General features: G+C 62.9%; 28 protein-coding genes. 11 read left to right on the top strand and 17 right to left on the bottom strand.

The window, feature by feature from the left end:
- Positions 1-7: 7 nt before the first annotated feature.
- The 5 genes from VNT00_RS16170 to VNT00_RS16150 form a co-directional block, all read right to left on the bottom strand.
- Complete coding sequence (locus VNT00_RS16170; RefSeq protein WP_325589327.1) at positions 8-832, bottom strand: SDR family oxidoreductase; 825 nt, start codon at positions 830-832, stop codon at positions 8-10.
- The gene (locus VNT00_RS16165) at positions 829-1,440 is read right to left on the bottom strand and encodes a cysteine hydrolase family protein (RefSeq protein WP_325589325.1); all 612 of its coding nucleotides are present in this window, start codon (positions 1,438-1,440) and stop codon (positions 829-831) included. Before VNT00_RS16165 ends, VNT00_RS16170 begins: the two co-directional genes overlap by 4 nt.
- Positions 1,440-1,973, bottom strand: a complete 534-nt coding sequence (locus tag VNT00_RS16160; protein WP_325589323.1) for an aromatic-ring-hydroxylating dioxygenase subunit beta — start codon at positions 1,971-1,973, stop codon at positions 1,440-1,442. The genes VNT00_RS16165 and VNT00_RS16160 overlap by 1 nt, the downstream gene beginning before the upstream one ends.
- A 24-nt stretch (positions 1,974-1,997) precedes the next feature.
- Positions 1,998-3,305: an aromatic ring-hydroxylating dioxygenase subunit alpha gene (locus VNT00_RS16155; protein WP_325589321.1), complete on the bottom strand. Its 1,308-nt coding sequence runs from the start codon at positions 3,303-3,305 to the stop codon at positions 1,998-2,000.
- Between the two features lie 81 nt (positions 3,306-3,386).
- The gene (locus VNT00_RS16150) at positions 3,387-4,559 is read right to left on the bottom strand and encodes an ABC transporter substrate-binding protein (protein WP_325589319.1); all 1,173 of its coding nucleotides are present in this window, start codon (positions 4,557-4,559) and stop codon (positions 3,387-3,389) included.
- A gap of 278 nt (positions 4,560-4,837) precedes the next feature.
- On the opposite strand from VNT00_RS16150, the gene VNT00_RS16145 reads away from it, so the two are divergent.
- Positions 4,838-5,818: an AraC family transcriptional regulator gene (locus VNT00_RS16145; RefSeq protein WP_325589317.1), complete on the top strand. Its 981-nt coding sequence runs from the start codon at positions 4,838-4,840 to the stop codon at positions 5,816-5,818.
- Positions 5,819-5,890: 72 nt separating this feature from the next.
- On the opposite strand, the gene VNT00_RS16140 is transcribed toward VNT00_RS16145, so the two are convergent.
- Genes VNT00_RS16140 through VNT00_RS16125 form a run of 4 tightly spaced genes read right to left on the bottom strand, consistent with a single transcriptional unit; the run spans position 5,891 to position 9,238 of the window.
- Complete coding sequence (locus tag VNT00_RS16140) at positions 5,891-6,601, bottom strand: ABC transporter ATP-binding protein (protein ID WP_325589315.1); 711 nt, start codon at positions 6,599-6,601, stop codon at positions 5,891-5,893.
- The gene (locus VNT00_RS16135; protein ID WP_325589313.1) at positions 6,598-7,353 is read right to left on the bottom strand and encodes an ABC transporter ATP-binding protein; all 756 of its coding nucleotides are present in this window, start codon (positions 7,351-7,353) and stop codon (positions 6,598-6,600) included. The genes VNT00_RS16140 and VNT00_RS16135 overlap by 4 nt, the downstream gene beginning before the upstream one ends.
- Positions 7,350-8,318, bottom strand: a complete 969-nt coding sequence (locus VNT00_RS16130; RefSeq protein ID WP_325589311.1) for a branched-chain amino acid ABC transporter permease — start codon at positions 8,316-8,318, stop codon at positions 7,350-7,352. The genes VNT00_RS16135 and VNT00_RS16130 overlap by 4 nt, the downstream gene beginning before the upstream one ends.
- The gene (locus VNT00_RS16125) at positions 8,318-9,238 is read right to left on the bottom strand and encodes a branched-chain amino acid ABC transporter permease (RefSeq protein WP_325589309.1); all 921 of its coding nucleotides are present in this window, start codon (positions 9,236-9,238) and stop codon (positions 8,318-8,320) included. The genes VNT00_RS16130 and VNT00_RS16125 overlap by 1 nt, the downstream gene beginning before the upstream one ends.
- 290 nt (positions 9,239-9,528) lie before the next feature.
- Between VNT00_RS16125 and arsC the strand changes: the two genes are divergently transcribed.
- The 4 genes from arsC to VNT00_RS16105 all read left to right on the top strand — a co-directional run bounded on the left by arsC (position 9,529) and on the right by VNT00_RS16105 (position 13,199).
- On the top strand, positions 9,529-9,873 hold the full coding sequence (arsC, locus tag VNT00_RS16120) for an arsenate reductase (glutaredoxin) (RefSeq protein WP_325589307.1): 345 nt from the start codon (positions 9,529-9,531) through the stop codon (positions 9,871-9,873).
- A gap of 108 nt (positions 9,874-9,981) precedes the next feature.
- Entirely contained in the window at positions 9,982-10,419 is a 438-nt protein-coding gene (locus VNT00_RS16115) for an MbcA/ParS/Xre antitoxin family protein (protein WP_325589305.1), read from the top strand.
- Complete coding sequence (locus VNT00_RS16110; protein ID WP_325589303.1) at positions 10,419-11,108, top strand: RES family NAD+ phosphorylase; 690 nt, start codon at positions 10,419-10,421, stop codon at positions 11,106-11,108. Before VNT00_RS16115 ends, VNT00_RS16110 begins: the two co-directional genes overlap by 1 nt.
- 9 nt (positions 11,109-11,117) lie before the next feature.
- Complete coding sequence (locus VNT00_RS16105) at positions 11,118-13,199, top strand: DUF8189 domain-containing protein (RefSeq protein WP_325589301.1); 2,082 nt, start codon at positions 11,118-11,120, stop codon at positions 13,197-13,199.
- Between the two features lie 31 nt (positions 13,200-13,230).
- On the opposite strand, the gene VNT00_RS16100 is transcribed toward VNT00_RS16105, so the two are convergent.
- Together VNT00_RS16100 and VNT00_RS16095 are read right to left on the bottom strand one after the other, a co-directional pair.
- Positions 13,231-14,127 (bottom strand): ADP-polyphosphate phosphotransferase, encoded by an 897-nt coding sequence (locus VNT00_RS16100; protein ID WP_325589299.1) that lies wholly within the window; start codon positions 14,125-14,127, stop codon positions 13,231-13,233.
- A gap of 76 nt (positions 14,128-14,203) precedes the next feature.
- A complete protein-coding gene (locus tag VNT00_RS16095) occupies positions 14,204-14,653 on the bottom strand; it encodes a flagellar protein FlhE (RefSeq protein ID WP_325589297.1) in 450 nt (149 codons plus the stop codon).
- Positions 14,654-14,800: 147 nt separating this feature from the next.
- Between VNT00_RS16095 and dmeF the strand changes: the two genes are divergently transcribed.
- Both dmeF and VNT00_RS16085 read left to right on the top strand, forming a co-directional pair.
- Positions 14,801-15,892, top strand: a complete 1,092-nt coding sequence (gene dmeF, locus VNT00_RS16090) for a CDF family Co(II)/Ni(II) efflux transporter DmeF (RefSeq protein ID WP_325589295.1) — start codon at positions 14,801-14,803, stop codon at positions 15,890-15,892.
- Positions 15,893-15,926: 34 nt separating this feature from the next.
- Positions 15,927-16,280 (top strand): gamma-glutamylcyclotransferase family protein, encoded by a 354-nt coding sequence (locus tag VNT00_RS16085; RefSeq protein ID WP_325589293.1) that lies wholly within the window; start codon positions 15,927-15,929, stop codon positions 16,278-16,280.
- Position 16,281: 1 nt separating this feature from the next.
- On the opposite strand, the gene VNT00_RS16080 is transcribed toward VNT00_RS16085, so the two are convergent.
- Positions 16,282-16,830 carry a VOC family protein gene (locus tag VNT00_RS16080; protein WP_325589291.1) on the bottom strand — a complete coding sequence of 183 codons (549 nt, stop codon included), beginning with the start codon at positions 16,828-16,830 and terminating at the stop codon, positions 16,282-16,284.
- 114 nt (positions 16,831-16,944) lie between these two features.
- On the opposite strand from VNT00_RS16080, the gene mhpA reads away from it, so the two are divergent.
- Entirely contained in the window at positions 16,945-18,411 is a 1,467-nt protein-coding gene (gene mhpA / locus VNT00_RS16075) for a bifunctional 3-(3-hydroxy-phenyl)propionate/3-hydroxycinnamic acid hydroxylase MhpA (RefSeq protein WP_325589289.1), read from the top strand.
- Between the two features lie 76 nt (positions 18,412-18,487).
- Here mhpA and VNT00_RS16070 read toward each other — a convergent pair whose 3' ends face one another.
- Positions 18,488-19,237: an IclR family transcriptional regulator gene (locus VNT00_RS16070; RefSeq protein WP_325589287.1), complete on the bottom strand. Its 750-nt coding sequence runs from the start codon at positions 19,235-19,237 to the stop codon at positions 18,488-18,490.
- 232 nt (positions 19,238-19,469) lie between these two features.
- Here VNT00_RS16070 and VNT00_RS16065 point away from each other — a divergent pair, with 232 nt between their 5' ends.
- The 3 genes from VNT00_RS16065 to VNT00_RS16055 all read left to right on the top strand — a co-directional run bounded on the left by VNT00_RS16065 (position 19,470) and on the right by VNT00_RS16055 (position 22,109).
- On the top strand, positions 19,470-20,639 hold the full coding sequence (locus VNT00_RS16065) for an ABC transporter substrate-binding protein (RefSeq protein ID WP_325589285.1): 1,170 nt from the start codon (positions 19,470-19,472) through the stop codon (positions 20,637-20,639).
- A 61-nt stretch (positions 20,640-20,700) separates the two neighbouring features.
- Entirely contained in the window at positions 20,701-20,997 is a 297-nt protein-coding gene (locus VNT00_RS16060) for an acylphosphatase (RefSeq protein WP_325589283.1), read from the top strand.
- Between the two features lie 131 nt (positions 20,998-21,128).
- Positions 21,129-22,109, top strand: a complete 981-nt coding sequence (locus VNT00_RS16055; RefSeq protein ID WP_325589281.1) for a glutathione S-transferase family protein — start codon at positions 21,129-21,131, stop codon at positions 22,107-22,109.
- A gap of 83 nt (positions 22,110-22,192) precedes the next feature.
- On the opposite strand, the gene VNT00_RS16050 is transcribed toward VNT00_RS16055, so the two are convergent.
- From VNT00_RS16050 to VNT00_RS16035, 4 genes are all read right to left on the bottom strand, one after another.
- A complete protein-coding gene (locus tag VNT00_RS16050; RefSeq protein WP_325589279.1) occupies positions 22,193-22,534 on the bottom strand; it encodes a chaperone modulator CbpM in 342 nt (113 codons plus the stop codon).
- Complete coding sequence (locus VNT00_RS16045; RefSeq protein ID WP_325589277.1) at positions 22,531-23,475, bottom strand: DnaJ C-terminal domain-containing protein; 945 nt, start codon at positions 23,473-23,475, stop codon at positions 22,531-22,533. The genes VNT00_RS16050 and VNT00_RS16045 overlap by 4 nt, the downstream gene beginning before the upstream one ends.
- A gap of 221 nt (positions 23,476-23,696) precedes the next feature.
- Positions 23,697-25,535, bottom strand: a complete 1,839-nt coding sequence (locus tag VNT00_RS16040; RefSeq protein WP_325589275.1) for a monovalent cation:proton antiporter-2 (CPA2) family protein — start codon at positions 25,533-25,535, stop codon at positions 23,697-23,699.
- 30 nt (positions 25,536-25,565) lie between these two features.
- A complete protein-coding gene (locus VNT00_RS16035) occupies positions 25,566-26,456 on the bottom strand; it encodes a dienelactone hydrolase family protein (RefSeq protein WP_325589273.1) in 891 nt (296 codons plus the stop codon).
- Between the last annotated feature and the right edge of the window lie 53 nt (positions 26,457-26,509).

Genomic DNA, 26,509 nt, shown 5'->3' with positions numbered 1-26,509 from the left:
GGTGCGGCTATTCGTTTTGCGCGCGTTCGAACCAGACGCGGGGGGAAAGCCCCTGATCGGGCCCGAGAACGGAGAATCCTCCGTCGACGGGAATGTCCACCCCGGTGATCCACGAGGCGGAGTCAGAGGCCACGAAGGCCACGGCCTGGCCGATTTCGGCGCCGTCGCCCACCCGGCCCAGCGGATGAAGCTGGGCGGCCACGGCGTCGGCCAGGGGGCGGGAGTCGTTGCTGAAGCGCACCACGGATGGCGACCAGGTCCAGGCCGGGGAAACCGCAACGGCGCGTATGCCTTGGGGCGCGATGGTGACGGCCAGATTCTTGGTGAATTGCAGCATGGCCGCTTTCGAAGCGGGATACAGCGCGCGGCCCGCCGCGCCGAACTTTCCGCCTGTGCTGCCCAGGTTGACGATGCAACTGCCGCGCTGCATGTGGGGCAATACTTTCTGGGCGAAGATGGCGGCCGAAACCAGGTTGACCCCCAGGGTGCGATGCCATTGCTCGCGGCTGGAGTCCACGCCGTTGTCGTCGTAGCTGCAGGCATTGTTGACGAGGATGTCGATGCGCCCGAATGCGGCCAGCGTCTGTTCGACGCATTGGTCGATTTGCGCGTCGTCCTGGATGTCGATGGAGCAGAGCAGGGCCCGGCCGCCTTCGGCTTCGATTTCACGCACTACTGCCGCGCCCGCTTCGGCTCCGCGGCCCACGATGACCACCGCCACGCCGCAGCCCGCCAGAACCTTGGCAATGTCGGCGCCCAGTCCCTGGGTGCTGCCGGTGACGATGGCGGTTTTCCCCGCCAGGCCGGGTAGTTGGGGTATGGAGGCTGTCATGGGGCGAGGTCGTCAAAGAAACGCGACAGGGCGTCGGCGTCGAGAATTTCGGCCATCAGGCTCATGCTGTCCAGGGCGGCCTGATGGGTGGCGGGATTGGCGCTGGCGCAGGCCGGGGCGGCCACCAGGACCTCGTAGCCGGCGTCGGCGGCGTGCCGCACCGTGCCTTCGACCACCGAGTGGGTGGCCACGCCCGCGATGAGCACGCGCGAGGCGCCGACGATGCGCAGGATTTCTTCCAGAGGCGTTCCGAAGAACGCATTGATGCGCGTGTGCTTGACGACGAACTCGCGGGGATTGCCGGGATCGGGCGCGAGAGCTTCGTAAAAGCTGGCCCCCCAGCTGCCGTCGACCACGGCCTGGATGGCTGCGGTGTTGCGCATGATGGGCATATTGGGCAGCAGGTCGGCGTAGTCGGGCCGGAAGGCAATGCGCACGTGGACGATGGGCATGCCGCAGGCGCGCGCGCGCCGCAGCATGCCGCCGGCGGCCTCCACGAGGTTTTGGCGCACGGGGCTGTCGGCGCTCAGGCCGACCCGGATTTTGCCGTCCGGATGCAGGACGTCGTTCTGGTAGTGCAGGGCGATGAGCGCGGTGGTTGCAGGCATCAGATGTACACCTGGATGGCGCTGTGGGTGTCGTTGCAGTTCACAAGATTGACCTGCTTGAGCCGGATGCGCCAGCCGTCGTCGGTGGAAGCCAGCTTGTGGATATAGGAACCGGCCAGCTGGCGCTGGTCGCCCTTGCGCCATTCGCTTAGATGAAAGGCCGAGCGAACCACCAGGTAGCCCTCGTCGTCGGTGCCGTCGATCATGACGCTGCCCACGACGCGCGACGTGTGGGTAATGGGCTGCTGCGCCCAGTTGCGGGCGTTGGTCAGCGTGCGCATGCGCATTTCGCGCAGCATTTTATTGTCCCAGCACAGGGAAATGTGGTCGTAGGGGCTGGCCTGGCCGGGCTGCTGGGGAATCCAGTACATGCCGTCGTCGGTCCATAGCGCCAGCCATTCGTCCCAGCGGCGCTCGTCCAGGAGGCGAGCTTCGCGATAAATGAATTGCTGGACCTGATGGTAGGTTTCCAGCGGCGTGGTAACCGTTTTGACATTATCGCTGGCGACGTCGAAGTCTATGTCGAAAAGCATTTTGATTTCCTTTGGCCGTAAGTGTCAGACTTGCCCGAGCATGTATTGCTTCCATGCGTGGAACTGATTGCGCATGGGGAGCTCGCTGGTTCCGTTGACCGAAACCATGCCGCCGGGAACGGTCTTGTCGGTGCCCGCGTAGCGGTGCTGGCTGACCCAGTCGCCGCCATGGGTTTCGTTGCCCAGCTGGCAGCGGTTGTAGACCTCGAGGTCGTCGGGCATGACGTTGGACGACGGGGAGTTGATGAGGTTGGCGTACATGAGGCCGCGCTTGAAGACCTCTTCGGGCGCGCCCTTCAGGCGGAACACCTGGATCTCGACGCGGGTGCGGTCCACCGATACGGGGCGTATGACGCGGAACTGCTGGAATACCGTATGCGGCGAGCCGCTGCCGTAGATGATGGTGTTGTGGCGGTTCTCGCCCAGAATGGCCAGGGCGCGCTCGCGGCCGTAGGCTTGCACCAGCGATTCGAAGTGGGCGCGGCTGACAGGGTCGGTTTCGATGGCGCCGGGATTGAAGATGCCTTCCATATAGCCGTGGCCGTAGTCGAAGGCGTGCAGGTCCAGTTTTTCCCAGAATGTGTAGGGTTCGCCGTTGCCGTCCATGATGTGCAGCTCCAGCGGCATGCTGCCGATGGATTCGGCCTGTTCGCGGGCCGATATGTACGACGATTCGTGCGTGACCCTGGCATGCATGGTGTCGTGCAGGTTTTCGTAGAAGACCTTCCAGTTGGAGGGCTGCATCACCCTGAAGACGCCGCCGGCCACCTCGACTTCGCCCACGGGCGAGCGATCGCACATATTGTCGATGGAGGATTTGACCCCGCCCAGGAAGTCCTCCAGGCCGGGACCTTTCTCGGCCTGGCTGGCAAAGACGAAGCCCCGGTAGATGGCCACCCGGGCCAGCTGGCGCATGGCGAATTCGGGGCTTTTGGGATCGAAGTTGGTGCCTTCGAAGCCGGCGCGCATGGGCGCGGCCAGATGGGCCCCGTCGAGCTGGAAGGTCCAGGCGTGGTAGGGGCAGCGGAAGAAGCGGCCGGTGTTGCCGTCGCTTTCCGCCGGAACGAGCTGCGCGCCCTTGTGCGGACAGCGGTTGTACAACACATGCACGGAGTTGTCGGCGGCGCGCACCATGATCACGTCCTGGTCGCCGATGCGTGTGGCATGGAAGTCGCCCACGTTCGGCACCTGGCTTTCATGGCCCACGTAGATCCAGGCATGGCCATAGATGCGATCCATTTCCAGTTGGAAGAGATCCGGATCGGTATAGACCGATTTATGTACCGAATCGTCCCGCACCAGGTCGGCGATTTGTTGATCGGTGTAATGCATGATGCCTCCTTGCCAAAATTTTGCTTCCGGCTCCGTGTTAGGTGGTTGAACGAATTGCCGTCCGGTTCGATTGCCCGCGCCTTACTGCATTTTGCATTCCGGGGCGTACCGGTCGTGGTAGTCGGTGAAGATGGTCTCGACCGTCTTGTTGGTGATTTCTCCCTTGTCGTTCTTGACGACCTGCCTCAGGTAGTAGTTCTGAATGGGGAACTGATTGTTGTTGAACTTGAAATTGCCCTGCACGGCCTTGAACGGGGCCGAGCGCAAGGCCTGGCGGAAGGCGTTCTTGTCTTCGATCTTGCCGTGGATCTTGCGCACGGCGCCGTCCAGCAGCATGGCCGAGTCGTAGCCCTGCACTGCGTACATGGTCGGGATGCGGTGGTAGGTCTTCTGGAAGTCCTCCATGAAGCGCTTGTTCACCGGGTTGTCCATGTCGGGCGACCATTGCGCCGTGTTGTACATGCCGATCATGGGCTCGCCGACGGCCTTGATGGTATCTTGGTCGGCCGAGAACCCAGGCGTGTACATGGTCATGGTCTTGGTCAGCCCCGAATCGGCCATCTGCTTGATGAAGCTGATGCCCATGCCGCCGGGCAGGAAGAAGAACACGGCGTCGGCCTTGGAGGCGCGCGCCTGGGCGATTTCGGCGGAAAAGTCCAGTTGCTGCAGCTTTACATAGACCTCGTCGGCGATCTTGCCTTTGTACAGGTGCTTGAAGCCTTCGATGGTTTCACGCCCTCCCGGGTAGTTCGGCGCTATCAGGAATACTCCCTTGTGCTTTTGTTCCGATACGTACTTGCCCATGGCCGCCGCGGTGTCTTCGTTTTGCCACGATACGACGAAGAAGTTCTTGTTGCATTTATCGCCCGCATACTCCTTGGGGCCCGTGTTGGTCGAGATATAGATCGTGTCGCTGGCCAGGATGCTGGGCATCACGGGCAGCAGCACGTTCGAGAACACCATGCCGGTCATGACGTCCACGTGATCGCGCTTGAGCATGCGGTCGACGGCTTGCCGGCCGACGTCGGCCTTTTGCTTGTCGTCTTCGACGATGACGGTGGCGGGCAGGTCGCCCAGCTTGCCATTGAGGTGTTTCATGGCCAGTTCGAAGCCGTCGCGGATTTCGATGCCGACGACCCCGCCGGGGCCAGACAGCGTGCTCAGAAAGCCGACCTTGATCGAGTCGGCGCCATAGGCGGCCGATGTGGACAGCGCCAGGGCCGATAATGCCGCAACGAGTATGCCTGATTTCATGTTTGTCTCCGGTTGTCAGCGCCGGATCCGTCTGGCGGCCCGGCTTTTATAGGTGTTTTCGATGGCCTTTGCGGACGTTGCCGCGAAGGCCCGAGGAACGAGGAATCCTGCCTTTTCATGATGGTGGCGGGAAGGAGCTTGGGCTATCCACTAATGGCAATTTTCATCCAATTCAGGCAACATTAACAATAGGACCTGTCAACTGGGTTGACAGTCCCTATTGCAGCAGGCGGCCGCCGCGCCGCCCATCGTGTCCGCCCGATTACTGGAGGCTTGCCATGCAATCATGGTTTCGCAATGGTTTGCAGACTTTGTTCGATGCCCCGCCCATTTTCGCCTCGTCCGACCCGCGCGAGGTCAGGCTGGGCACATCCAGCGCCCTTACCGAGCACGATCTGGTCTGGCGCGACGGCATCGTCGATTGCGCCTTGCGCCGCGCGCAGCTGGGGGCCTTGTCGTTCCTTATCTTGCGCTATGGCGCCGCCGTCACCATCGCTCCGGGAGAACTGCAGCATTTCATGCTGTTCCAGGTGCCTCTCAGTGGTGCGGCGCAAGTCCGCGTCGGCAATACCTCGGTTGCCGCAAGCCGTACGGTGGGCGTCGTCATTTCCCCTACGCTGCCCCTGAGCCTGGACTGGGGGCAGGGGTGCGAGCAACTGCTGCTCAAAATTCCCCGCGCCCGCATCGAAAGGGCTTGTAGCGGGCTATTGGGGCGCCACCTCGACGCGCCGGTCGAATTCTTCCCCGAGCTATGCCTGGACAGCCCGCATGGGCAAGCCTGGCAGCATCAAATCGGCACTATGCTCTGTTATCTCGGGGGGGCTGCCGGGCCGGTACCGGCCCAGTGGCTGGCGGCTCAGGAAGAAGCGCTCATCCATCATCTGCTGCTCTGCCAAAAAAACAATTACAGCGACCACCTGTTGCGGCGTCCCGCCGGCGCCCAGAAAAAGGTGCGCATCGCCACCGAATACATCCATGCGCATTTGCAAGAGCCCCTTACGCTGGCCTGTATCGCGCAGGCCAGCGGCGCCAGCGTGCGCGCGCTGGCCATGGCTTTCCAGGAATACCACAACCTGTCGCCCATGGCCTATGTGCGCCGCGAACGCATGGAAGCCGCGCACAACGAACTCCGGCACGCCTCTCCGGATATCCGCGTCACCGACATCGCCTTCCGCTGGGGGTTCGGGCATCTGGGTCGTTTCTGCGCCGAATACAAGGCCCGCTACGGCGAAACGCCAATGCAGTCGCTCAAGCGCTAAGCCCCGGCGCGTTGCGGCATGGGCCTGCGGGCGATGTCCGCGCCATGGCCAGGGGCGCAACGGGGCGCCGCCTTACACGCCCACGTAGCGCTGCCAGATCTCGGGATTTTGCCGCAAGGCTTCGGAGCGCCCCGACCACACCACCTGGCCGCGCTCGATGATGGTGTGCTGGTCGGCCAGTTCCACCAGGCGCTGCACGTATTTGTCGATGACAAGCGTGGTCTGGCCCAGTTGGCGCAGCCGGCCCAGGCAGGCCCAGATTTCCTCGCGGATCAGCGGGGCCAGGCCTTCGGTGGCTTCATCCAGGATGAGCAGGTGCGGGTTGGTCATCAGCGCGCGCCCGATCGCCAGCATTTGCTGCTCGCCGCCTGAAAGCTGGTTGCCCATGTTGCCGGCTCGCTCCTGCAAGCGGGGAAACAGCGCATATACACGTTCCAGCGTCCAGGGTTCGGAGCTGTGCGACCGGTTGCTGGCAAAGGCGACCAGATTCTCCTGGACGGAAAGATTGGGAAATATCTGCCGGCCTTCCGGCACTACGGCGATGCCCAGGCGGGCAATCCGGTCGGCCGTCCAGGTGTGGATGGTTCGATCCTGGAACCTGACGCTGCCTTTGCGGATGGGGGTCAGCCCCAGGATGGAGCGCACGGTGGTGGTCTTGCCCATGCCGTTGCGCCCCAGCAGCGTGGCCATTTCGCCGGCTTGTATTGAAAACTCGATGCCGAACAGCACCTGGCTGGCGCCATAGGCGGTTTCGATGTGTTCGACTTGAAGCAGGGCGGTCATGCGGCGGCCTCGTCGCCCAGGTAGGCTTTCTTGACTTCGGGATTGCGGCGGATTTCCTCGGCGTCGCCGCTGGCGATGATGCGGCCGAACACCAGCACCGAAATGCGTTCGGCCAATTGAAATACCGCTTCCATGTCGTGTTCGATGAGCAAAATGGTGGTGGAGCCGCGCAAGCGGGTGATGAGCTCGACAAGCTGCAGGGATTCCCCCGGCCCCATGCCGGCCATGGGTTCGTCCAGCAGCAGCATGCGCGGGCGCGTGGCCAGCGCCAGCCCGACTTCCAGCTGGCGCTGCTGGCCATGGGCCAGGTTGCGGGCCAGCGTGCCGACGTGCGGTTCCAGCCCGATGGTGGCGGCCAGTTCGCGGGCCTCGTCGAAAACGGCGCTGTCGCCGATGGCCGGGCGCCAGAAGCGCATGCTGGTGCCGCTGCGGGCCTGGACGGCCAGCGCAAGGTTGTCCAGCACCGAGCAGGACTTGAAGATATTGGTGATCTGGTACGAGCGGGCCAGGCCGCGCTGGACCCGCCGGTGCATGGGCAGGGCGGTGATGTCCTCGCCATCGAAGAAGATGCGGCCTTCGTTGGGTTGCAGGCCGCCGGCTATCTGGTGAATGAGCGTGGTCTTGCCGGCGCCGTTGGGGCCGATGATGGCGTGAGTATGGCCCGCCTGAACGGCGAGGTCGAGGTGGTCGGTGGCCACCAGCCCGCCATAGCGTTTCACCAGTCCGCGCAGGTCGAGCAGCGCTTGCGTCATGATGTTTCTCCGCGGGATTTTGTGGCCCTGGACAGGCTGGCCAGCCCATCGGGCAGGAACAGGATGATAAGCAGCAGGATAACGCCCATGGGCAGCGCCCAATGCGTGGTGAAGGCGGTGAGGATTTCCTCGAGGGCGAGCATGAATACCGCCCCCACGACACCGCCGAAGAAATGGCCCATGCCGCCCAGGATGACCATGACGAGCAGGGTGCCGGATTCCATCCAGTGCAGTTGCGAGGGGCTGGCCATCATGCTTTGATTGGCGAACAGCGCGCCGCCCAGCGCGGCCAGGGCGCCGGCCACGGTGAAGCAGACCAGCTTGTAGCGGAACACCGGATAGCCGATGGCCTGCATGCGGGTTTCGTTTTCCTTGATGGCCTGCATGACCCTGCCGAAGCGCGAATTGACGAGGTGATGCAGCAGGAACAAGGCGACCACCAGGATGGCCAGCACCACGTAGTAGAAGGCCGAGTCCGAGCCGAGATCCACCCACATGGTCGAGCGCTGCGGCAGGCTCAGGCCATCGTCGCCGCCGTAAGTGCTGAGCGAGACGAAAACGTAGTAGATCATCTGGGCGAAGGCCAGCGTGATCATGATGAAATAAACCCCTTTGGTGCGCAGGCACATGAGGCCGATGCCGCAGGCCAGCAGCGCGCCGGCCGCAATGGCGGCGGGCCAGCTTATCCAGGCCGGCATGATGCCGTAGTACATGAGTATGGCCACGGTATAGGCGCCGGTGCCGAAATAGGCGGCGTGCCCCATGCTGATCATGCCGCCGAACCCGACCAGCAGGTTCAGGCTGGTTGCTACCAGGGCGAAGATGAGCAGCCGGCTGGCGAACCCGATGTAGTATTCCAGCCCGAGGTGCTGCGCCGCAAGCGGAAACACCGCCAGGACAAGCAGGAGCGGCAGGATCCAGAATGGCGAAAGGCGGTGGTGCAGGGTGCTATAGGTTGGTCTCATCAGCTTTGCGCGGGGAAAAGGCCTTCGGGCTTGAAAAACAGGACGCCGGCCATCAGGACGTAAATAAGAATGGATGCGAGCGCTGGCCCCAGGTTGGAGGCTACGTCGGCGGGCAGGAAGCTGCGGAACAGCGCGGGCAGCAGGGTGCGGCTGACGGTGTCGACGCAGCCGACCAGAATGGAGCCGATGAGGGCGCCGCGTATGGAGCCGATGCCGCCCACGACGATCACGACGAAGGCCAGGATGAGTATGCTTTCGCCCATGCCCACCTGCACCGACAGTATGCTGCCCAGCAGGGCGCCGGCCACGGCGCACAGGGCCGCCCCTACGCCGAACACCAGGGTGAAGATGAGCTTGATGTTGGCGCCCATGGCGGTGGCCATTTCGCGGTTCGAGGCGCCGGCCCGCACCAGCATGCCGATGCGCGTCTTGGTGACGACAAGGTACATGAGCAGCGCAATGACCAGGCCCACGGCGATGATGAACAGCCGGAACGACGAGTAGTCGAAGCCCTGCCACAGCTGGACAGGCTGGGAGATGAGTTCGGGCGTGGACAGCCGCAGGGGCTGTTCGCCCCAGACGATGCGCGCGCCTTCATTGAAGATGAGGATGAGGGCGAACGTGGCCAGCACCTGCGACATGTGGTTGCGCTGGTAGAGCCGGCGGAACACGAGGATTTCCAGGATGATGCCCACGACCATGGTGGCGCCGACGGAAAGCAGCAGACCCAGCCAGAACGAGCCGGTCAGCAAGGCGAAGGAGGCGGCGAAATAGGCGCCCAGCATGTACAGCGAACCATGCGCCAGATTGATGAAGTCCATGATGCCGAAAACCAGCGTCAGGCCCGCGGCCAGCAAAAACAGCATCAATCCGAATTGCAGTCCGTTGAGGACGAGATTGACGAGCAAGGTAAGGTCCATGCATGGGTCTCCGGCCGCGCGCCGATGATTCGACACAGCGTTTATGTCAGCGGTTTATTGTTTTAGGTATAAAAGTTTTAGATGCTAAAGATATAGGAAGCCTGGCGGCCTAGCAATACAGAAAAACACTAATCCGTTTCCGGAGCGGCATCCCGCTGTCGCGCGGATGGCCGGGTTGCGGCGCCTGGCGGGCACCATGCACCGCCGTTGCGGGCCATGGGATTTGCCGGTGGGCGCCGTGCATTGCTATAGTGCACACCACTCGAATTTTTTCCTTTGCTGGCCGGATCATGATCAAAATCTATCACAACCCCCGCTGCGGAACGTCGCGCACCACATTGCAGATTCTGGAAGAGCGCGGGCTGAAGCCCGAAATCATCGAATACCTCAAGACGCCGCCGAGCCGCGATGAGCTGATCGCGCTCATCAAGGGTGCAGGGCTGACCGTTCGCGGGGCTATGCGCAGCAAAGAGGCGGTGTATCAGGAACTTGGGCTCGACGACGAGGCCCTGAGCGACGATCAGTTGATCGATGCCATCGTCGCGCATCCCATTCTTATGAACAGGCCTTTCGTCGTCACCGACAAGGGCGTGCGGCTTTGCCGCCCGGCCACCGAGGTCGACGCCATACTCTGACGCCGCCGGCGCAAAGCGCCTGGGCATGCCGGGCCGGCCCCACAGGTAAGGAGTATTCACATTGCTCCATTGTGGGAGTATAATTTGTCCATAATTGGAGTGTCCATTATGGAACTTGCCTACACCTATCCGGTCAGCCGCTTCGAGCCCGCCACTGTCGTCGACCTGAATTCCCGGTCGGCGCGCGAGCGCCTGTCCAAGTCCGCGCTGAAGGGGTTCTTCAAGCTGGCGCAGGCCTGGGGCCTGCGCGACGAAGAGGCCTGCGTGTTGCTTGGCGGCATTTCCAGCAGCGCGTTCTACGAGTGGAAGAAAAAACCCGGGCGCCTGCTCGAGGTGGATCGCATCACCCGCGTTTCCTATTTGCTTGGAATCTACAAGGCCCTGCATATCCTGTATGGCGACGACCTGGCCGACCGCTGGGTCAAGCTGCCCAACAGCAATGTCATTTTCGGGGGCCGCACGCCGCTCGAATATATGCAGGAAGGCGGACTGCTTGCCATGCAAACCGTGCGCAGGCTGCTCGATGCGCGGCGGGGCGGGGTTTGATGAAGGCAGCGGCCGAACCGCCTTTGTCGTTGTTGCGGCAATTCGACACCTACCGGCTGCTGCCTTCGCGATTCGCCGATCTCGAGGACTCCGTCCTGGCGCCGCTTTCCGACGACGACGCGCATCTCAAAGACCTGTTCGACCTCGATAACGCCACCAATCATCGCCTCATGGGCGAACGTGGCGGGCTGGCGGGAATCGGCGTCGACGAGCTGGTGTTCGGCGTTCCCTGTTTCCGCATCGTCAATGCCGCCTATACCTACCCGCGTCCCGAAGGCAGCCGGTTCAATGGCGGCGAGCGGGGCGCCTGGTATTGCGCCTTCGACCTCGATACCGCCATGGCGGAAATCGTCTTTCATAAATCGGTCGAATATTCCGAGATCGGCTATTTTCAGGACAGCGTGGCCTACCAGGCGTTTCTGGCCGACTTTTCCAGCCAGTTCCACGATATTCGCAGTGCGCCGCGGTTTGCGGACTGCCTGTCGCCCGACAGCTACATTGCCTCCCAGGCCCTGGCCGAGCGGCTTCTGGAAGCGGGTTCCATGGGCATCGTGTACCCGAGCGTGCGCCGCCGGGGCGGTGTCAATCTGGCCTGTTTCCGGCCCGCTCTGGTGAACAACGTCCGCCGCGGCGAGACATTCCAACTGACCTGGTCAGGCTCGCCCGTGCCGGCGGTTTCAACCTTGTAAAGGATATTCGTGGACGTCCGATCTGGCCTGAAAGTGGCGGTGCGCTGCGCGCTATTGTGGGTGCTGGCATTGCCCGGCGCATGGGCCGGACCCACGCTGGCCGAATGCCACGGCATGAAAAACCTGGTCTTCGTCGCGCACCAGGACGACGATCTGCTTTTCATGAATCCCGATATCGATCAGACCATCGATGCCGGCGGCTGTGTGGAAACGGTTTACCTCACCGCCGCCGAGCGGGGCGAGGGCATGGGCTATATGCTGGGCCGCGCGCGGGGCGTGCGGGCGGCCTATGCCGTCATGGCCGACGACAGCGACAGCTGGACCGAGTCCATCGTGAAATACGGCGGCCGGCACCAGGCGCGGTTTTCACTCAATGCCAATCCTCGGGTCGTCCTGATCCACATGCGCCTCGAAGACCCATGGCTGGGCAAGGGCTGGGGCAGCCTTACGCCCCTGAGCCGCGTCGAGTCGGTCAAGGGAACCAGCGCCAAGGCCCTGGGCCCCTACAACGAAAGCTACACGCGCGCCGATCTGGTGGCGGCCCTTGCCGCCATGATCGCCGACTACCAGCCCACCATCATCCGGCACATGGACGACTCGATCGCCATACCGTATACATCGCTTTGCTGGCGCTGCATCGGCCACGACCACCCCGACCACATCGCCAGCGCGAAACTGGTGCGCGATGCCATGCTCCTGGCGCCGGGCAACTACGATGAGGCGGCCTACGTCGACTACCCTACGCAAGAGCGGGGTTCCAACCTGACTGTGACGGAAATTGCGTCGAAGGTTGCGGCATTCAAGCGCTACGCCCAGGACGACTACCAATATTGCCCTGTGCCTGCCGCGTGCAAAGAACCTCTGGGAACGGCGGCGTCCTGGGTGCAGCGCACCTATTATGTGGTGCGCCACGACGTGCCGCCGGCCCTGACGGTGGCGAGGCACGGCAGTTACCTGCTGTTCACGACGGGTGAGCAGAACAGCGCCGCCAACATGCTGCTGGGCCGCGACCATCGCTGGGAACCCTTGGGCGGCCGCACCGCCGATGGCGTGGTGGCGTTCAATTGGGCCGATGGCGCGGCGGGAATCATGACGCGCGATGCGACGGGCCAGTTATGGATAAAAAGCCAGGAGGCCGGGCCGGATTGGCGAGCCTGGCGCCTGGTGCCGGGGATGCGCAGCCTTCATTTGCCCCGGGTGCTGACCCAAAGCAACGGCAGGCCGGCATTCCTGGTTCTGGGCGACGATGATCGCCTGCGCTATTGTCCGGGCATTGCGCCCGATGGCCGTCTCGACGCGCCGTGTTCGGCCCTGCCCGTGCTGGCGGGCATGCGGCGGGGGCCGGCCTTTGCCTTGGCTGGCAATGGCCGGGTTGTGGTGCTTGCCGGTGATCGGGAAGGCCGGCTTTGGATCGCCACTCAAAACGTCAAAAGCCCGGATGCGTGGGAAGCCTGGCGCAAGCTGCCTATGGCCCGTTCCGCAGGGGGGCTGGCCGCCATGCGCAATGCGCAGGGATTCATCGAGCTGTACTGGCGGGATCTGCGCTCCGGCGACATGATGCGCATGGTTCGCGGGCCGGGCCGGGGCGGGCGCGTTCGATGGAGCGTGCCGCAGAGTCTGGGGTTCGCCTATGTGGGGCGCCCCGCCATCGGGCTCAACGAGTACGGGCAGATTGCCGTTGCGGCCCTGGAGCGTGTTGGAGGCTCGCTCATCCTGTATGAGGCGCAAGGTGTGACGACGGTGGGCGCCAATGCGAAGTCGGCGCCTGCTTTGCGCACGGTGGGCGGGCAACTGGTCCTGGTTTCGCGTAGCAGCGACGTCAGCCAGACGTATTGGCTGTGGAAGCGCGCGAACGGGTCCTGGGAGCCTCCGCGGCTCTTGGCCGCGCCGCCGGGCACGGGCGGCGAATCCTATTCCGAGCCTGCTCCGGTCATTGCTCCGAATCCGGCCCCGGCCCCGATTCCCGCCGCGCCTCCCTTGCAAAACGCAACCCTGCCCGTGGGCTGGCACCCCAAGGCTGGCGGAACCCTTGACGGAACGGCCGGCGCTTCCGGGCCGGCGCCGGCGGCCGGCTCCGTGCATCCGAGCTAGGGCCTGTTGATGCGGCTGGCTCCTGGCCCGGCTATGGTTTGAGGTCCGGCCTTCGCTTGTCTTCCTTCAGCCTGGCGCGGCCTTCTTCCAATTGCCTGAGGCGTGTTTCATCCATGGCGGGGTAGGCCAGCCGCAGGTCCTTTAGCGTGTTGATGATGATTTCCGAGACGATCAGGCGCATGGTGTTTTTATCGTCGGCGGGAATGACATACCAGGGCGCTTCGGCGGTGCTGGTGGCGTTCAGGCATTTTTCGTAGGCGGCCATGTAGTCGGGCCAGAGCCGGCGCTCGTCGAGATCGCCGAGGTTGAACTTCCAGTTTTTTTCGGGAACCTCCACGCGTTCCAGGAGCCGCTTTCTTTGTTCTTCCTCGGATACATGCAGGAAGAACTTGACGATGCGGGTGCCGTTGCGGGCCAGATGGCTTTCCAGCTCGTTGATGGACCGATAGCGCTGCTCCCATATGGACTCTTCCCGGGCCAGGGCATCGGGTATGTTCTGGGCTACGAGCAGGGAGGGGTGGACGCGTGAGATCAGGACCTCTTCATAGTACGAGCGGTTGAAAATGCCTATCATGCCGCGTTCGGGCAGCCGCTGGACTGCGCGCCATAAGAAATCGTGGCGGAGCTCGAGCGCGGTGGGCTGCTTGAAGCTGGTGACCTGGCAGCCTTGCGGATTGATGCCTGACATGACAGCCTTGATGGTGCTGTCCTTGCCGGCCGCGTCCATGGCCTGAAAGATAACCAGAATGGCGTATTGGCTCGAGGCATAAAGTTTTTCCTGGAGCTCTGCAAGCGTTTCAACCTGTTCCCGCAAGCTCTGGCTGTAGTCGTCCTTCGATTTGTACAGCGGCTTGGTTTCGGTTGGAGCATCGTCCAGCCGGATCGCTTTACGTTCGTGCACTCGGTAGTCGTCGGGATCGATTTTCATGATGTTTCGTTTGCTTGAGTTCGTGGCATGGACATAGCATGGACGCGGCGTGGCGGCTGGGGCTTGTCGACAGGCCCTAGGGGGAATGCGGCGCGGCGGAAGTGAACCATACGATGACGCTGCCCTGGACGAAGACCGGCGCGGGAAGGGGGCCGCTGTCTTGCGCGACGTGAACCAGATACATGGGTTTGTCGGCGCTCAGTCCGTTGAAGGCATTGGTATTGATGGCGCTGCCCTTGAGGGGTACGCACCGCGCCGTGCCGTTCCAGCACAGGCGGGTTTGCACGATGTCGCGGGACGAGTACGAAGTGCTGGCATGCACACGGCTTATGGTTGCGGAGCCTGCCGGGCGCGCGGAGGCGTCGGCGGGAAAGTATTCCACGGCCACATCGGCGCCGCCGCGGCTGATGGCCGGGCTGACGCGTGTTGCGCTCCACGAGGCGGATCCGGCCCGGCTTGCGGGCGCTAATGCCAGCAGCACCGGCAAGGCCAGCATGCAAAAAGAGGATCGCGCGGTGATCGGCATGAGTTTCACGTGGCTCCGTGGTGGCGGCTGGATGGGGAGGGCGGCATCTTGCGGCATGCTTCGAAGCTATTTCGCCTCGAACGTTTCCACCGCCCACGCTCCCGGGCAGTTATAGTATATGCAGTCTAGTCCACCTTGATCATTTTCATGCAGAAACCCACTGCCGCCTCCCGGTTCGCGCCATCCCATCAATTCCACGAGGGCAACCCGCTGGCCGAGCGCAACGCCTTGCGCGTCATGATATTGACCATTGTGATGATGGTCTTCGAAATCGCGGGCGGCTGGTACTACAACTCGATGGCTCTGCTGGCCGACGGCTGGCACATGAGCTCCCATGCCCTGGCGCTGGGCCTGGCCGTTGCCGCCTATTCCTATGCGCGCAAGCTGGCTTCCGACCAGCGCTTCACCTTCGGCACCTGGAAGATCGAAGTGCTGGGAGGCTACACCAGCGCGCTCATGCTGGTGCTCATCGCCGGCCTGATGGTCTACGAATCGGTCGAGCGGCTGCTCAGTCCCAGCCCCATCTACTACAACCAGGCCACACTGATCGCGGTGGTCGGCCTGCTGGTGAACCTGCTCTCGGTATGGATGCTGGGGCTGGACGGCGCGGGGCACGCCCACCATGGCCACGCGCACACTCACGCGCATGGCCGGGCATCCGGCTCGGGGCAAGAGCATGGCCATGCCGATGATCACGGCCATGTGCACGGCGCTTGCTCACAGGAAACGGCGGGCAATGGGGCGACGCAGGCGGCGCCTGCTGCTGGCGGCGCCGAGGCGGGAACGCTGTTGCGCGGGCCCGATCACCAGGACTTGAACATGCGCTCGGCCTATGTGCATGTACTGACCGACGCCGCGACGTCGGTGCTGGCCATCGTCGCCCTGCTGGGCGGCCGCTTTCTCGGCCTGGGCTGGCTGGATCCCGCCATGGGGCTGGTGGGCGCCGTAGTAGTCCTGGTCTGGGCCATCGGCTTGCTGCGCGAGTCGGGCGGCATTTTGCTGGATGCCGAAATGAACGCGCCCATTGTGCATAAAATACGCGAAATCATCGCTGCCATACCCATAGCCGCCGAGGTCTACGACCTGCACGTATGGCGGGTCGGCAAAGGAAAATACGCGTGCATCGTGGGGGTTGCCACCGATGCCGACGTCACCCCCGAGTATTTCAGGCAAAGGCTCGAGGCGAACAGCGAATTGGCCCACATCACGGTGGAAATCAACAAGCTTGCCGACGCTTGAAGGCCGGCTGTCAACTTCCCTTTTACATACCGACATGGATTCCGACGACTCTTGCGTCCTGCTTTTCTCCTATGGAACCCTGCAGCTGGAAAGCGTGCAGCTTGCCTCCTTCGGCCGCTTGCTGCACGGGCAGCGCGACAGCATGCCGGGCTATAAAAGTGTTTTCATCGAAATCACCGATCCGGACGTCATTGCCAAAAGCGGGACGAACCAGCATCCCATGGTGATTCGCAGCGGCAACCCCGACGACGAGGTGGAAGGCCAGCTGTTCCACATTACGCCGCGGGAACTGGCGGCCGCCGATGCCTACGAGGTGGGCGATTACCAGCGGGTCGAAGTCGCGCTGAAATCCGGCCGGCGGGCCTGGGTATACGTGCAGGCCGGGTAGCCTATTCCACACCCATCATCTTTGCCATGCGGGCGCGCCATTGGCTGCGTGGCTGGAATCCGGGCAGCTTGCGAGCGTGGGCTTCGACGGCTTGCATGAGCTCGTCGTCGGGCAGGCTGAAATCGACCGGCACGCGCATGGGCTGGTCCACGTACCACGGGGTGTCGATGAAAAGCTCCAGCCGGTTGCCCTCGGGGTCGCGAAAATACACGGAGACGGCGTTGCCGTGCGTGACCGGATGGATGTCGCTTGCCTCGGTGGCGGGCAGCCTCGAGTACAGGCTCTTGAGGGTTTCCAGGCTGTCGGCCCGCAGTGAGATCTGATTGATGATATTGAAGGACAAATTGTCGGGCCGGCCGGTCGCCAGGACGATTTGGTGATGTTCGTCGGGGTCGCGGCTAAGGAACACCAGCCTGAAATCGCCGTTGGGCCCCGGAAGCGTGCCGCGATCCGTCACGAAGAAGCCGAGCAGTTCGTGATAGAAGCGCTCCATCTTTTCGATATCCTTCACGTAGAAGCCGACGTGGCTAAAGGACAATCCTGAACGCATGGTGGTCTCCATATTTATCATTTTTCAATATTATCCTATTTTTATAAAATAAATCCACCTTTAAATTTTATTAAATTATCGTATAATGATATTTATGAAATCAAGGAGACTCGCATGCTGGATGTAGCCATCATCGGTTTGGGGCCGGTCGGAGCCACCCTGGCCAATTTGCTGGGCAAGCTGGGGCTGTCCGTGGCGGCGTTCGACCGGGCGACGGAAATCTTCCCGTTGCCCCGCGCCGTGCATTTCGATGGCGAAACCATGCGGGTCTTCCAGGAAGCGGGCATTACCCCGCAACTGCTGGATTATTGCCATGTTTCGCCCGGCATGAAGTTCGTGGATCCCAACGGGAAGCTGCTGGTCGACTGGCCCAGGCCGATGGAAGTCGGCTCGCAGGGCTGGCACCCCAGCTATCGCTTTCACCAGCCCGACCTCGAACGTCTCTTGCGCGAACGATTGCACGACAGGCGTGGCGTACAGGTCAAGCTGGGCTGCGACGTCTATGCCGTGGACGAACACGATACCCACCTCACACTGCGGTACGAAGATGTCTGCAATGGCCGGCTCGCCAGCCTGGACGCCCGCTACGTGGTGGGATGCGATGGCGCGCGCTCCCTTGTGCGGCGGCTTATCGGCTCCGAGCTCGAAGATCTTGGCCTGCACGAAAAATGGCTGGTATTCGATGCCATTCTCAAAGGCCCCTGGCCGAGATCCCTGGGCGATTTCAGCATACAGTTCTGCAATCCCAGACGCCCCGCCACCTACGTCCGCGGGGTTGGAAACCGCCGGCGCTGGGAAATCATGCTGATGCCCGGCGACAACGTGGCCGAGATCTCGCGCCCCGAGAACATCTGGCCCTTGGTCGAGTCATGGATCTCTCCCGACGAGGCCGACATCGAGCGCGGCGCCGTGTATACCTTCCATTCCGTCATCGCCCAGAATTGGCGCAAGGGCCGCATGTTGCTGGCCGGGGATGCCGCGCATCAGACGCCGCCGTTCCTGGGCCAGGGCATGTGCGCCGGCGTCCGCGACGCCGCCAACCTGGCCTGGAAGCTCCAGGCGGTCGTCTCGGGCCGCTGCGCCTCCAGCCTGCTCGATACCTATCAGGCCGAACGACACCCGCATGTCGCCGAATACATCAGGCTGGCCGTCCGGCTGGGCAGGCTCATCCAGGCAACCGACGGTGCGCAGGTGCAAGAGCGCGACCAGCAATTCGCGCAGGGTCCCGAGCTCTTGCGCAGCATCACCCCCGCATTGGGTGCCAGCGCCCTGAACGATGCGCAGGGCGGGGCCGGCACGCTTTCCTGGCAGCCTTTGCTGCGCGATGGCAGCTATATGGACGACAAGGTCGGCATGAATTTTTACGTAGTGGCCCAGCCTGGCCTGATCGACGACGAACTCAAGGCGGCGTGTACGGCGGCGGTGATGAAGCCTGTGCTGGTGCCGGCGAACGAGCCGGCCATTGCAGACTGGCTGGATGCCCTGGGAGCGGGCATGGTGGTTGTCCGCCCCGACCGCTACTTGCTGGGCACCGCCAATACGCCGCAGGAACTCAGGCGGTTGTGGTCCCGGCTGGGTTGAGTCCGCTTTTTTAAAAGCCCATGCGCCGCGTCGGCCCCGGCTTTCAGGTGCTTATGGCGAGCCAGGCGATGCCAGCTTATTTTTGCTCGCGCCGCACGTTCTGGCTCAATTGGCGGGCGGTGGCCGCCAGCAGTTCCAGCAGCTTGTCGTAGTTCATGAATTCGATCCGGCGCGCCGGGATCACCAGTGCCAGGGCGCCGACGGCCTGGGGCCCTTCGTCGAAGAACGGCACGGCGATGGCGCCGACGCTGGGTTCGAGTTCGCCCTTCGACAAATAATGCCCGGCCTTGCGGGTTTTTTGCAGCGTTTCCCAAAAAATTTCCCAGTTGGCCGACAAAGGAAACTCCGCCAGTTCCTGGGCGTGGTTTTCGTACAGGCGCCTGAGCCTGGCCTTGGGCAGGGTGGCCAGGATCACCTTGGGCGCCGCGCCGAGAAACAGCGGCCGGGAACGCCCGCGCCCGTACGCCAGGCGCAGGCTGTTGGGCCCGGATTCCCGATGGGTGTCGATGATTTCCTCGTCGAACAGCCGGGTCATGACGCAGTCGCAGTCGGTTTGCTCGGCCAGGGCGCTCATGAGCGGCTGGCCCGCAGCGTAATAGAGATCGGTGGTGCGCAGCTGATAGTCCAGCGTGATGATGCGCGGGCCGAGCGTGTAGTGGCCGTTGCCCAGGCGCAGCAGCAGCCCCGCGCCCACCAGCTCCCGAAGGTAGCGGTAGCTGGTGGGCGCCGAGCAGCCGATTTCGTCGGCGATGCCTTCAGCTGACCACAGCGGGGCCTCGACGGTGAACAGATCGAGAATGGACAGCATTTTGGCAAGACTGGACATGAGGCCCCTCGAAAGTGCAAACGCTTTTGAGCGTTCATTTTATATGGTGATAATGCGACGATTGTAATTGCGCTTGCCCGAGTTTGATTCTCGATCTGTATTATTTTTTAGGAAATTTTCTGATTGATTTTTTAGTATTTCAATTATATTATCAAATTGTGATAATTAAATAATTATGAGCCGGCCAAGCGGCATGCCACTCGATAAATTCCAACGTCAACGGAGACAAACCATGCAATATTTCAGGCTCAAATACCTTGCCGCGGCAAGTCTGCTGGCCTGCGCGGCCTCGGCCCAGGCCGACATCAACATCGGCGTCATTCTGTCGACCACCGGCCCGGCGGCTTCGCTGGGCATCTTCGAAAAGAACGGCGTGCTGCTTGGGCCCACCGAGGTTGCGGGCCAGAAAATCAACTATCTGTTCTTCGACGACGGCGGCGACGCCACCACGGCGGTCAAGAACGCCCGCCGCCTGATCACCGACGACAAGGTCGATGCCATCATCGGGCCCACCGTCACTCCCTCGGCCATGGCTCTCATTCCCGTCGTGGCCGAAGGCAAGACGCCCAATATCACCCAGGGCCCCACCAACTCGCTGGTGCAGCCCATGGACGCCCAGCGGCACTGGGTATTCAAAACCACCACCAACGACGAGCACGAAGCGAATCCGCTTTTCGCGCAAATGGCGCATACCCACGTCAAGAAGCTGGCCTTCATCGGCTTCTCGGACGGCTACGGCGACCAATGGGAAAAGCTTACGCGCCGCTACCTGAGCTCGCCCGACAGCCCGGCCAAGGGCATCGAACTGGTCGCGGCCGAGCGCTACGCCCGCCCCGATACCTCGGTGACCTCGCAGGTCCTGAAAATGCTGTCCAAGAATCCCGATGCCGTCCTCATCGCCGGTTCGGGCGGCGGGGCGGCCACGCCGGTGCTCGAGCTGCGCAAGCGCGGCTACAAAAAAGACATCTACGTCACGCTGGGTGCGACCTTTGGAGATTTCCTGAAAATATCCGGGGCCGATGCCGAAGGCATCTACGCGCCGTTCGCGGCCGTCATGGGCGTGAATCAGGTCCCTGATTCGTATTCGGCCAAAAAGGGCGTCGAAAAATTCGTTGCACTGTACGACGGCAAATACGGCAAGGGCACGTCCAACATCTTTGCCGCCGGAGCCTGGGATGCCACCCAGCTCATCGCCGAGGCCGCTCCTGTCGCGCTGAAAAAAGCCAAGCCCGGCACACCCGAATTCCGGGCCGCCTTGCGGGACGCGATCGAAAGCATACACAACTACGACGGCGCGCGCGGACGCTACAGCATGACGCCGCAAGACCATGCCGGCCTGGATTCCAGCGCCCTCATGCTGGGGCAAATGCGAAAAGGCCATTGGACCTACGTAAAGCCATAAGGCGGGTGCATCGGCGGGCGGTGCGGCGCCGCTTTGCCGGGGCGGCGGTATACTCTGCCTCATGAAAAAACTCGCCGAAACCCGCCACATAGAAACCGTCTCGGTGCGGATAACCGGCCGCGTGCAAGGCGTCGGCTTCCGGGCAGCCACCGTGCGCCAGGCCCACTCCATGGGTATTACCGGCTGGGTGCGCAACAATGACGACAATTCCGTCGAGGCGCTGCTGCAGGGTCCGCACGACCAGGTCGACCGCATGCTATCCTGGCTGCTGACGGGGCCTCCGGCCGCCAGGGTGGCCGAGGTGCAAAGCACGGAAGTGCTCACCGAAAGGCATTTCGACCGGTTCGAGCAAATCTGAATCAAATTGCTGGGCAGGCGGCTTTTGCTGCAATGGCGTAATCCGCGTTCATGCACCGCGTCCGGCTTCGCCGAACCGATCCTGACGGGATTGCCGCGCAAGGTCCGGAATCGACACAACAGGAGAAAAAAATGGGTTTGCTGGTCAACGGCGAATGGGTGGACCGGTGGTACGACACCTCGAAAAGCGGTGGCAAATTCATTCGCAGCGACACCCAGTTCCGCAACTGGATCACGCCGGACGGCAGTGCCGGGCCAAGCGGCGAACCAGGTTTCGCCGCCGAGCCAGGCCGCTATCACTTATACGTTTCATGGGCCTGCCCATGGGCGCACCGCACCTTGATACTGCGCAGGCTCAAAGGGCTGGAAAACATCATAGGGGTTTCGGCGGTCAATCCGTACATGGGCGATCACGGCTGGACGTTCGAACCCGCGCCCGGCGTCATCGCCGACCCCGTGTCCAATGCCCGCTACCTTTACGAAATCTATTGCCGGGCCGTGCCCGAATACAGCGGCCGCGTCACAGTGCCCGTGCTGTGGGACCTGAAGCGCGAAACCATCGTCAACAACGAATCGTCGGAAATCATCCGGATGCTGAACAGCGCCTTCGACGCAGTGGGCGCGGCGCCGGGCGATTATGCGCCCAGCTCCCTGCTGGGGCAGATCGACGCCATCAATGCCCGGGTTTACGATGCCGTCAACAACGGCGTGTACAAGGCGGGCTTTGCGACCGACCAGAACGTGTACGAAGGCGAAGTCGCCAATTTGTTCGCGGCGCTGGACGAGCTCGAAGAGCGGCTGGCCACCCAGCGCTATCTGGTGGGCGACCGCGTCACCGAAGCCGACTGGCGCCTGTTCACGACATTGATACGCTTCGATGCGGTGTACTACAGCCACTTCAAGTGCAATATGCGGCGCATTGCCGACTATCCCAACCTGGGCGGCTATTTGCGTGAGCTGTATCAATGGCCGGGCATCGCCGAAACCGTGAATTTCCAGCACATCAAGCAGCATTATTACCGCAGCCATCCAACCATCAATCCCAACGGCATCGTCCCGCTGGGGCCCGTGCTGGACCTGGATTCACCGCACGGGCGCGGGCATCTGGTCTAGGGCCTGGCCAATTCTGATCCTTATCTTCGGCGCCTGGACTCGCCATGCGGCGTTGCACGCTATGGGGGCCGCACACATCTTGTCTATTTTCGGCGGCCGCCAGTCATGGCGCGCAGGCTTGCCAGTTCCTGCTCGAGCTGCGATACGCGCTGCAGCAGGTTCAGGGCCAGGGCCAGGCCGTTGGGGTTGAGTTCGAAATCATCGCGCAGCCGGCGCGCGGTGCGGGCTATGGCGACGCAATCGGTACGAAAGAAATAATTGCCCGGGTCGGCCTTGGCGGGTTCGAGGATGCCGGTTTCCACCAGATCCATGATGTCCTGTTCGGCCAGTCCCGATACTTCGACGATATGCGCCAGGGAGCAGATGTCCGAATCGTTGAGCCAGACGCTTTCGGTCAGGGACAGGGTGGTCGTGGAGAGGGTCATGATTTTGCTCCTGCGTTGGCTTGCGCGCGCGGCTTGAAACTGGAAGCGGCGGCTAGCTGGCTGTAGAGTTCACGCTCGCGCTCGGTCGTGGTCTTGGGCACCTCGATGTGAACGATCGCGTACAGGTCGCCCTGCGTCGCGCCTGCCGGCAGGCCGCGCCTGGACAGACGCAGCTTGCGGCCGGCCGAGGTATTGGGCGGAATGGTCATTTCCACCGCGCCCCCTAGTGTGGGCAGTTCGATGGTGGCGCCGAGCACGGCTTCCCACGGGGCCAGGGGCAGGTCCATGTACAGGTCGCGGCCATCGACACGGTAAAGCGGGTGGGGCTGGACTTTCATGATCAGGTATAGATCACCTGGCTTTCCGCCGTTCAGGCCTGTACCGCCTTTGCCCGGCAAGCGCAGGCGCTGGCCGTCGGACGCCCCCTTGGGGATATTGACCCGGAAGGTATGCGGCACGCGATGCAGCAGCCCTTGCTTGTCGTACTCGGGCACGGCAATACTGATCTCGGTTTCGGCGCCGGCGTAAATTTGCTCGAGCGTGATGGGCAGGGGAACCTCGAAGTCCTGGCCATGCATGGGCCGCTGCGCGCGGTGCTGCTGTTCGGAGCGCTGGGCCTGCGCGAACGCCGCCAGCAGGTCGGCAAGGTCGACGTCGGAAAAGCCGGAGGCGGATTCATGGAACTGTTCCTGCCATTGATGCGGCGGCACGAATTCCTCGCCCTGGCCGTAGGTGCCCAGGTTGTCGTAGGCGGCGCGTTTTTCGGGGTCCTTGAGTGTTGCGTAGGCTTCGGCGATCTCCTTGAACTTTTCCTCGGCTCCGGCCTCTTTGGATACATCGGGATGGTATTTGTGGGCCATTTGGCGGTAGGCCTTTTTTATGTCTGCCTGGGAAGCATTGCGTTCCAGGCCGAGCGCTTTGTAGTAATCAACGTATTTCATTGAAACTCGCAAAAAAGGTTGGCGCGTCGCGGGTCCGGTAGTCTTGCGGGGCGCGAAAGCCCTGCCTGACCAGGCCCGGCACGTAAAAATTATGACCCCGGACGCGGAACAAGACAAGCCGGGAGGCAGCGCCGCATCGGCCCATGGCCCGCTTGCCTGCTGCCCCGGCATCCGGCTGCGTTTCGCGGCCGCGTTGGCGCGGAGCCGCTGGCAGCAGCCGGCTATGCGCCGGGCGTGCCGGAGTCTTCGTTCAGCATGGCCTGGATGTCCGCCGCCAACAGATCGTTCATGCGGTCGCTGCTTTCGCGGCTGGCAATGATGAACCGCTCTTCATCCTTCCAAAGGGGAGCGAGCTTCTGGAACACGTTGGCGTCATGCCTGCGGAACAAATGCGCCGCGCGCTGGGCTTGCGAGTCTTTGAAACCCAGCGACTTCAGAGCCTGGGCGCCCAATGCCAGGCTGGCCTCGAAGGTTTCCCGCTCGATGCCGTGCGCGCCCTTGTCCAGCAGGCGGTAGGCATGGCGCCTGTCGTAGGCGCGCGCCAGTATCTTCAGATTGGGAAAATGGCGGGTCGCCACTTCGACAAGGGCTTCGGCCTGGTCCCTGTCGTCGATGGCCACGATGAGCAGCTTGGCGTCTGCGGCGCCCGAGGCCTTGAGCAGGTCGAGCCTGGTCGCGTCGCCGTAGTACACCCGGCGTCCGAAGCGCCGGACCAGTTCGACCTGTTCGGCGCTGGCGTCGAGCGTCGAGGTTTTGAAGCCGTTGACGATGAGGAGCCGGGCGGCGATTTGCCCGAAGCGTCCGAAGCCGGCGACGATGACGTCGGGGCGGGTGTCGAAGGCTTCGTTTTCGGGTTCCGGCGCCGAAGAAAGGTTGTGCGAGCACCAGCGTTTGTAGGCAATGAGCGCCAGCGGCGTAAGCGCCATCGAGATGGCCACGGTGGCCGTGGCCAGAACGGCTGTCTGTTCGGGGATGATGCCCGCAGCTGTGGCGACGCCCAGCATGACGAAGGCGAATTCGCTGCCCTGGGACAGCGCTGCGGCGGTCAGCGATGCCGAGCGGCCGTCCACGTGAAATGCCCTGGCAACGGCGAACACCACCACGAACTTGACGGCCATGAGGCCGGCGACCAGGGCTGCCAGCAAGGCCAGATGGGCGGCGATGAACCCCAGGTTCAATCCCACCCCGACCGAGATGAAGAACAGCCCGAGCAGCAATCCGCGAAAAGGTTCGATGTCGCTTTCGAGCTCGCGCCGGTATTCGCTGTCGGCGAGCACCACGCCGGCCAGGAAGGCGCCCAGCGCGGACGACAGGCCGACGGCTTCCATGAGCAGGGTGACCGCGATCACCAGCAGCAAGGCGGACGCGGTGAAGATTTCGCGCGCGTGCGAGTTGGCGATGAAGCGGAATGCCGGGCGGGTCAGGTAGCGCCCCGCCACGACAATGATGGCCATTGCTGCCAGAACGGCCAGGGCGTGCACCCAGGAAGGCAGCCCGGCCAGCACGCCGTGGCCGCCGGGCTCGACGGCCGAAAGGGCGCCATCGGCGGCCAGCAGGGGCAGGGCCGCGAACATGGGAATGGTGCAGATGTCCTGGAACAGCAGGATGCCGAAGGTGGCGGTGCCGGCAGCCGTGTGCTGCAGCCCGCGTTCGGCGAAGGTTTGCAGGACCACCGCCGTGGACGACAGTGCAAGGATGAAGCCCAGCGCCAGGGCGGCGCGCCATCCCGGCCCCAGCGCCATGATGGCGGCGGCCAGCGCCAGGCCGGTTGCCAGAACCTGGGCGCCGCCCAGCCCGAACAGCAGGCCGCGCATGGCCCAGAGCCTGGACGGGCGAACCTCCATGCCGATGAGGAAAAGCATGATGACGACGCCGAACTCGGCGAAGTGCATGACTCCGGCGTGGTTGCTGACCAGGTGCAGCGTGAACGGCCCGATGAGCACGCCGGCCAGCAGATAGCCAAGCACGGATCCCAGGCCGAATCTTCGGGCTATGGGAACGGCGATGACGCCCGCGCCAAGATAAACCACCGCCAATGGCAACAGGCTTGCGCCTTCCATAAGTCGTATGTCCTTGGAAAATGATGAATGTTATATCCGCAGGTACTTGTTCAGGAAGTCCAGCGTGCGCAGCCAGGCCAGCTTGGCGGCCGCTTCGTCGTAGCGCGGTGTGGTGTCGTTGTGGAAGCCGTGGTGGACATCGGGATACATGTATTCTTTATAGACGATATGGTTGGCCTTGAGCGCCTTTTCGAAGGCGGGCCATCCGGCGTCGATGGCCTCGTCCAGGCCGGCATAGTGAATGAGCAGCGGCGCCTTGATTTTCGCAGTGTCTTCGGCGCTGGGCTGGCGGCCGTAGAACGGCACGCCGGCGGCAAGGTCGGGCAACTTCGTCGCCAGAGTGTTGACCATGCCTCCGCCCCAGCAAAAGCCCACCGCCCCGATTTTTCCGCTGCACTCGGGGCGCGTTTTCAGGAATTCGAAACCGGCGATGAAGTCCTGGAGGCTTTTGGCGGGATCGAGTTCGGCGAACAGCTTCCTGGCCTTGTCTTCGTCGCCGGGGTAGCCGCCCAGGGGCGTCAGGGCATCGGGTGCGAAGGCCACGAAGTTTTCCAGGGCCAGGCGGCGCGCCACGTCTTCGATATACGGATTGAGGCCGCGGTTTTCATGGATGACGAGCACGCAGGGAAGCTTCTGGGCCTCGCCGGCGGGACGGGCCAGATAGCCGCGCATGGGGCCGGACCCGTGAGGGGAGGGGTAGTCAAGGTATTCCGTCTGGACGCGAGGGTCGCTGGCGGGCACTTGCTGGGCCAGCGCAAAATCGGGCTGCAGGCTTTCGAGCATGGCCGTCGCGGTGACGCCGCCGATGGCGAACTTGGCCGCGCGCTCCAGGAACTCGCGGCGGTCTATCTGGCCGTGCACGTAGAAATCGAACAACTTCATGACACCGGGGGGAAAATCACTGGCTTTCTTTCGTTCCACAGTCGGACTCCTTGGTGCGGGAAGGGGAGGCTGCCGGGTTTTCGGGCGTCGAG

The sequence above is a fragment of the Eoetvoesiella sp. genome (assembly GCF_035555955.1).
Classification (GTDB): domain Bacteria; phylum Pseudomonadota; class Gammaproteobacteria; order Burkholderiales; family Burkholderiaceae_B; genus Eoetvoesia.
Note: the sequence above shows the minus strand (reverse complement) of the source record. Positions and strands in the feature narration are given on the sequence as shown.

Bases quoted from the DNA above. Each gene is read 5' to 3' on its own strand.
- VNT00_RS16045 (WP_325589277.1), bottom strand. From the start codon at position 23,475: ATGAAATACGTTGATTACTACAAAGCGCTCGGCCTGGAACGCAATGCT.
- VNT00_RS16145 (WP_325589317.1), top strand. From the start codon at position 4,838: ATGCAATCATGGTTTCGCAATGGTTTGCAGACTTTGTTCGATGCCCCG.
- VNT00_RS16080 (WP_325589291.1), bottom strand. From the start codon at position 16,830: ATGCGTTCAGGATTGTCCTTTAGCCACGTCGGCTTCTACGTGAAGGAT.
- VNT00_RS16125 (WP_325589309.1), bottom strand. From the start codon at position 9,238: ATGGACCTTACCTTGCTCGTCAATCTCGTCCTCAACGGACTGCAATTC.
- dmeF (WP_325589295.1), top strand. From the start codon at position 14,801: ATGCAGAAACCCACTGCCGCCTCCCGGTTCGCGCCATCCCATCAATTC.
- VNT00_RS16170 (WP_325589327.1), bottom strand. From the start codon at position 832: ATGACAGCCTCCATACCCCAACTACCCGGCCTGGCGGGGAAAACCGCC.
- VNT00_RS16165 (WP_325589325.1), bottom strand. From the start codon at position 1,440: ATGCCTGCAACCACCGCGCTCATCGCCCTGCACTACCAGAACGACGTC.
- VNT00_RS16130 (WP_325589311.1), bottom strand. From the start codon at position 8,318: ATGAGACCAACCTATAGCACCCTGCACCACCGCCTTTCGCCATTCTGG.
- VNT00_RS16100 (WP_325589299.1), bottom strand. From the start codon at position 14,127: ATGAAAATCGATCCCGACGACTACCGAGTGCACGAACGTAAAGCGATC.
- VNT00_RS16140 (WP_325589315.1), bottom strand. From the start codon at position 6,601: ATGACCGCCCTGCTTCAAGTCGAACACATCGAAACCGCCTATGGCGCC.
- VNT00_RS16055 (WP_325589281.1), top strand. From the start codon at position 21,129: ATGGGTTTGCTGGTCAACGGCGAATGGGTGGACCGGTGGTACGACACC.
- VNT00_RS16135 (WP_325589313.1), bottom strand. From the start codon at position 7,353: ATGACGCAAGCGCTGCTCGACCTGCGCGGACTGGTGAAACGCTATGGC.
- VNT00_RS16150 (WP_325589319.1), bottom strand. From the start codon at position 4,559: ATGAAATCAGGCATACTCGTTGCGGCATTATCGGCCCTGGCGCTGTCC.
- arsC (WP_325589307.1), top strand. From the start codon at position 9,529: ATGATCAAAATCTATCACAACCCCCGCTGCGGAACGTCGCGCACCACA.
- VNT00_RS16040 (WP_325589275.1), bottom strand. From the start codon at position 25,535: ATGGAAGGCGCAAGCCTGTTGCCATTGGCGGTGGTTTATCTTGGCGCG.
- VNT00_RS16070 (WP_325589287.1), bottom strand. From the start codon at position 19,237: ATGTCCAGTCTTGCCAAAATGCTGTCCATTCTCGATCTGTTCACCGTC.
- VNT00_RS16085 (WP_325589293.1), top strand. From the start codon at position 15,927: ATGGATTCCGACGACTCTTGCGTCCTGCTTTTCTCCTATGGAACCCTG.
- VNT00_RS16110 (WP_325589303.1), top strand. From the start codon at position 10,419: ATGAAGGCAGCGGCCGAACCGCCTTTGTCGTTGTTGCGGCAATTCGAC.
- VNT00_RS16050 (WP_325589279.1), bottom strand. From the start codon at position 22,534: ATGACCCTCTCCACGACCACCCTGTCCCTGACCGAAAGCGTCTGGCTC.
- VNT00_RS16160 (WP_325589323.1), bottom strand. From the start codon at position 1,973: ATGCTTTTCGACATAGACTTCGACGTCGCCAGCGATAATGTCAAAACG.
- VNT00_RS16065 (WP_325589285.1), top strand. From the start codon at position 19,470: ATGCAATATTTCAGGCTCAAATACCTTGCCGCGGCAAGTCTGCTGGCC.
- VNT00_RS16155 (WP_325589321.1), bottom strand. From the start codon at position 3,305: ATGCATTACACCGATCAACAAATCGCCGACCTGGTGCGGGACGATTCG.
- VNT00_RS16060 (WP_325589283.1), top strand. From the start codon at position 20,701: ATGAAAAAACTCGCCGAAACCCGCCACATAGAAACCGTCTCGGTGCGG.
- mhpA (WP_325589289.1), top strand. From the start codon at position 16,945: ATGCTGGATGTAGCCATCATCGGTTTGGGGCCGGTCGGAGCCACCCTG.
- VNT00_RS16115 (WP_325589305.1), top strand. From the start codon at position 9,982: ATGGAACTTGCCTACACCTATCCGGTCAGCCGCTTCGAGCCCGCCACT.
- VNT00_RS16095 (WP_325589297.1), bottom strand. From the start codon at position 14,653: ATGCCGATCACCGCGCGATCCTCTTTTTGCATGCTGGCCTTGCCGGTG.